The following is a 5193-nucleotide window of genomic DNA, read 5'->3' on the forward strand; positions in this document are numbered from 1 at the left end:
CAGCCGGGGCGGCAGGAGCCGGTGCAGCGGCGGCGGGGGCCGGAGCCGGAGCCGCCGGGGCCGGGGCTGCCGCCGGAGCGGCACCCGCGACGCCGATGACGGCCAGCTTGGCGCCGACCTCGGCCGTCTCGTCCTCGCCGACCACGATCTCCAGCAGCGTGCCGGAGGTGGGCGCCGGAATCTCGGTGTCGACCTTGTCCGTCGACACCTCCAGCAGCGGCTCGTCGGCCTCGACGCTGTCACCGACCGACTTCAGCCAGCGGGTGACGGTGCCCTCGGTGACGGACTCGCCGAGCGCGGGCAGGACGACGTCCGTGCCCTCGGCGGTACCGGCGCCGGCAGCAGCCTCGGCGGTGGGAGCCGGGGCCGGAGCCGCCTGCTCGGTGGACGGGGCAGCGGCGGCCGGGGCGGGCTCGGGAGCCGCGGCGGGCTCGGGCTCAGCGGCCGGGGCCGGAGCGGCAGCCGGCGCACCGGTGCCGTCATCGATCACGGCAAGCTCGGCGCCGACCTCGACCGTCTCGTCCTCGGCGACCTTGATGGAGGCCAGGACGCCGGCGGCGGGGGAGGGGATCTCGGTGTCGACCTTGTCGGTGGAGACCTCGAGCAGCGGCTCGTCGGCCTCGACGCGCTCACCCTCGGCCTTCAGCCAGCGAGTGACAGTGCCCTCGGTGACGCTCTCGCCGAGCGCCGGAAGGGTTACGGAAACCGCCATGGTTTCGGTTGCTCCTTACGAATTGCGGAAGTCTGAGTCGTCGCTTCGTCGACCGAGGGTCAGTCGTGCGAGTGGAGCGGCTTGCCGGCCAGGGCCAGGTGGGCCTCGCCGAGCGCCTCGTTCTGCGTCGGGTGGGCGTGGACGAGCTGGGCGACCTCGGCAGGCAGCGCCTCCCAGTTGTAGATCAGCTGGGCCTCGCCCACCTGCTCGCCCATGCGGTCGCCGACCATGTGGACGCCGACCACCGCACCGTCCTTGACCTGGACGAGCTTGATCTCGCCCGCGGTGTTCAGGATCTTGCTCTTGCCGTTGCCCGCGAGGTTGTACTTCAGAGCGACGACCTTGTCCGCGCCGTAGATCTCCTTGGCCTTGGCCTCGGTGATGCCGACGGAGGCGACCTCGGGGTGGCAGTAGGTCACCCGCGGGACACCGTCGTAGTCGATCGGAACGGTCTTGAGACCGGCCAGACGCTCCGCCACCAGGATGCCCTCGGCGAAGCCGACGTGCGCGAGCTGGAGCGTGGGGACCAGGTCGCCGACGGCGGAGATGGTCGGGACGTTGGTGCGCATGTACTCGTCGACGAGGACGTAGCCGCGGTCCATGGCGACGCCCTGCTCCTCGTAGCCGAGACCGGCGGAGACCGGGCCGCGGCCGACGGCGACGAGCAGGACCTCGGCCTCGAACTCCTTGCCGTCGGCGAGGGTGACCTTGACACCGTTCGCGGTGTACTCGGCCTTCGAGAAGAAGGTGCCCAGGTTGAACTTGATGCCGCGCTTGCGGAACGCGCGCTCAAGGAGCTTGGAGGAGTTCTCGTCCTCGACCGGGACGAGGTGCTTGAGGCCCTCGATGACGGTGACGTCCGTACCGAAGGACTTCCAGGCGGAGGCGAACTCGACGCCGATGACACCGCCGCCGAGGACGATCGCCGACTGCGGCACGCGGTCCAGGACGAGCGCGTGGTCGGAGGAGATGATGCGGTTGCCGTCGATCTCCAGGCCCGGCAGCGACTTCGGCACGGAGCCGGTCGCGAGGAGCACGTGGCGGCCCTGGACACGGCGGCCGTTGACGTCGACGGAGGTGGGGGAGGAGAGCCGCCCCTCACCCTCGATGTAGGTGACCTTGCGCGAGGCGACGAGCCCCTGGAGCCCCTTGTACAGACCGGCGATCACGCCGTCCTTGTACTTGTGGACCCCGGCGATGTCGATGCCCTCGAACGTGGCCTTCACACCGAACTGCTCGCTCTCGCGGGCCTGGTCGGCGATCTCGCCCGCGTGCAGCAGGGCCTTGGTGGGAATGCAACCCCGGTGCAGGCAGGTACCGCCGACCTTGTCCTTCTCGATCAGGGCGACGTCCAGGCCCAGCTGCGCCCCGCGCAGCGCCGCGGCGTAACCACCGCTACCACCGCCGAGGATCACTAGGTCGAAAACGGTGCTGGCGTCGTTCGCCACGTCACGTCCTCCATGCATGTGCGCCGTACGCCGGTCTGCGGTGACCGGCAGGCGGCTGGTGTCCGGCCGCTACTCTTCGGCCCTTCGGTGGGGCCCTGTCCTGCCGTGCCCCATCTTCGCACTTGTCAGCACAGGACGAGACGCGGGGCCGGGGTGTGAGACGCAGCACCTTTGAAGGAGCGCCAAGGGAAACGCCCCTTCAGGGGCGCGGGGAACTGCGCGACCAGCCCCCACACCCCCGCAGCCGCGATACGACGGACAGGACCGAGCTGCTAGGCGACCGTCACCCGAGATCCCCCGCAGCCGTCAGCTCGGCAAGCCGCACCAACGTCCGCACAGCCGACCCCGTACCACCCTTCGGCGTGTACCCGAAGGGCCCTTGCTCATTGAAGGCCGGCCCCGCGATGTCGATGTGCGCCCAGGTAATGCCCTCGCCGACGAACTCCCGCAAGAACAGACCGGCGACCAGCCCACCACCCATCCGCTCACCCATGTTCGCGATGTCAGCGGTGGGAGAGTCCATCCCCTTACGCAGGTGCTCAGGCAACGGCATCGGCCACGCAGCCTCACCGACCTCCTCCGCAGCCTCGTGCACCGCGGAGCGAAACGCCTCGTCATTGGCCATGACCCCGAACGTCCGGTTCCCCAGCGCCAGCACCATCGCCCCGGTCAGCGTCGCCACGTCGACGATCGCGTCCGGCTTCTCCTCGGACGCGGCCCACAGCGCGTCCGCGAGCACCAGCCGCCCCTCCGCGTCGGTGTTGAGCACCTCCACGGTCTTGCCGCTGTACATCCGCAGCACGTCACCCGGCCGCGTAGCCGTGCCCGACGGCATGTTCTCCGCCAGCGCCAGCCAGCCGGTGACATTGACCTCGAGCCCGAGGCGCGCGGCGGCGACGACGGCGCCGAAGACGGCCGCCGCACCGCTCATGTCGCACTTCATCGTCTCGTTGTGCCCGGCAGGCTTCAGCGAGATGCCGCCCGAGTCGTACGTGATGCCCTTGCCGACGAACGCGAGGTGCTTCTTCGCCTTGGCGTGCGTGTACGACAGCTTGACCAGCCGGGGACCGGCGGCCGACCCCACGCCGACGCCCAGGATGCCGCCGTAGCCGCCCTTCTCCAGGGCCTTCACGTCGAGCACCTGCGCCTTGATGCCGTGCTCCTTGGCCGCGGTCTGGGCGACGGCGGCGAAGGACTCCGGGTTGAGGTCGTTCGGCGGGGTGTTGATCAGGTCGCGGGCGCGGTTCAGCTCCTCGGAGACGGCGGTGGCGCGCTCGACGGCCGCCTTGTACGCCTTGTCGCGGGGCTTGCCGCCGAGCAGGGCGACCTCGGCGAGCGGCGCCTTGCCGCTCTTCGCGTCCTTGCCGCCCTTGCCGTTCTCCTTGTACGTGTCGAAGGAGTACGCGCCCAGCAGCGCGCCCTCCGCGACGGCACCGGCGTCGGCGGCGTCCGTGAGCGGCAGGGCGAAGGCGGCCTTCTTGGATCCGGCCAGGGCGCGGGCGGCCGTACCGGCGGCCTTGCGCAGCGTTTCGCCGTCGAACTGGGCGTCCTTCTCCGGCTCGGCGCCCAGGCCGACCGCCACCACGAGCGGTGCCTTGAAGCCGGACGGCGCGGGGAGCTTCGTCACCTCGCCCTCGGCACCGGAGGCACCGAGGGTCTCCAGGACGCCGGCGAGCCTGCCGTCGTAAGCCTTGTCCACGGCCTCGGCGCCCGGTGCGACGACGGGTCCCTTGGCGCCCTTGGCGACACCGATCACGATCGCGTCGGCCCGCAGGCCGGGCGCCGCGGCGGTGCTGAGAGTGAGAGCAGTCACGGTGGTGATATCTCGCTTCCGATGTGAAGTTGCTGTGGCCGATGGGAGTGGGTCGACCGGGCCCGTCGGCCGACCCTAGACCTGGCCTGAGGGTTGGACTCGTCCGGGGCCTTCCCCCTGTCGGCGAACACCCGGGACCGAGCCTACGCGCGTATGAGCGTTCGCTCTGCCCGCGGGCGTTCACCCGTCGGTGGCGTCATGGCAACTTCCGGAGGCTCACCACCCGTGGGGTGCGTCGCCGTACGTGCCGACGGCCGGCCGCTGCGTCCCGGACGTGCCGAGCCCGAGGCCCGTGACCTCCGTGCCGGCCAGCCGGTCGGCGAGGGAGCGGCAGTTGGGGCCGAGGACGGGCAGGGCGTTGCTGAAGAAGAGGGCGACGGCGAGGGCCCACACCAGCACGGAGAGCACGAACTGGCCTTCGATCAGCAGGACGCAGGCGAGCGCGTACACGACGACGTCCGCCGTGGTGGTGACCGCGGCCCGCAGCGCGGCCCGGCGTCCCGCGCGCGGGGTGACCTTCAGCCCCGTCAGGGCCTTGCCGAGGGTGCGGCCGAGGAAGGTCAACGTGGCCCACTGGTACAGGAAGGTCACCACGATCAACAGCCCGAAGGCCTGCTCGACGTAGAGCACCGACTTGTTCCACACGGAGAGTCCCAGGTTCTCCGAGGCCTCGATGACGTCGCCGCGTGAGGTCAGCAGGTCGAAGCCGCTGTGCGTGGCGAGTTCCGGTACGTCGGTGACGAGCGCGGATATCCGGTTGAAGGTGAGCACGGCGAGCCCGGTGGCCAGCGCGACCACCAGAGCGAAGTCGATGAGCCAGGCCGCGGTACGGCGAAGTTTCGGCATGAACGGTCCCCCGATGACGGTCACTTGTCGGTTTCGGCGGACGAGACTAGTGGCGGGGCATGCGGGACCGAAGGGCTGAGCGGGATTTCGAATCATCCCGTGACAGAAATCGAGTCACCCCAGCGACAGAACGACGAGCGCCGCCGTCGCCGCCGTCTCCTCGAGCCCGCCGAAGACATCACCGGTGACCCCGCCGAAGCGGTGGACGCAGTGCCGCAGCAGCAGCTCGGCGGCGCAGAGGGCGAGGACCACGGCGGCACCCGCCTGGACGATGCCGTACGCCCCGAAAGCCGCGCCCGCGCCGGCCGCCAGCGCGGTGACCGCGAGGGCGACCAGCACCGCCCCGCGCACCGGCACGACTCCGGCGACCGCGG

The 5193-nt window shown here is 70.8% G+C and carries 5 protein-coding genes; all 5 read right to left on the bottom strand.

Translation table 11 applies throughout. The annotated features are described in order from the left end of the window. A partial coding sequence (locus AB0I98_RS49375) for a biotin/lipoyl-containing protein (RefSeq protein WP_362953018.1) occupies positions 1-712 on the bottom strand: 712 nt, incomplete at its 3' end. Positions 713-771: 59 nt separating this feature from the next. Continuing rightward, positions 772-2160, bottom strand: coding sequence for a dihydrolipoyl dehydrogenase (gene lpdA / locus AB0I98_RS49380; RefSeq protein ID WP_362953020.1), 1389 nt, complete (start codon positions 2158-2160; stop codon positions 772-774). A gap of 283 nt (positions 2161-2443) precedes the next feature. Then, complete coding sequence (locus tag AB0I98_RS49385) at positions 2444-3973, bottom strand: leucyl aminopeptidase (protein ID WP_362953022.1); 1530 nt, start codon at positions 3971-3973, stop codon at positions 2444-2446. Positions 3974-4189: 216 nt separating this feature from the next. Further along, entirely contained in the window at positions 4190-4819 is a 630-nt protein-coding gene (locus AB0I98_RS49390; RefSeq protein WP_362953024.1) for an RDD family protein, read from the bottom strand. A gap of 114 nt (positions 4820-4933) precedes the next feature. Next, the coding region (locus AB0I98_RS49395) for an adenosylcobinamide-GDP ribazoletransferase (protein ID WP_362953026.1) at positions 4934-5193 on the bottom strand (260 nt) is incomplete at its 5' end.

The sequence above is a fragment of the Streptomyces sp. NPDC050211 genome (assembly GCF_040656035.1).
Lineage (GTDB): Bacteria > Actinomycetota > Actinomycetes > Streptomycetales > Streptomycetaceae > Streptomyces.

Coding starts and splice junctions, on each gene's coding strand:
- AB0I98_RS49390 (WP_362953024.1), bottom strand. CDS start 4,819: ATGCCGAAACTTCGCCGTACCGCGGCCTGGCTCATCGACTTCGCTCTG.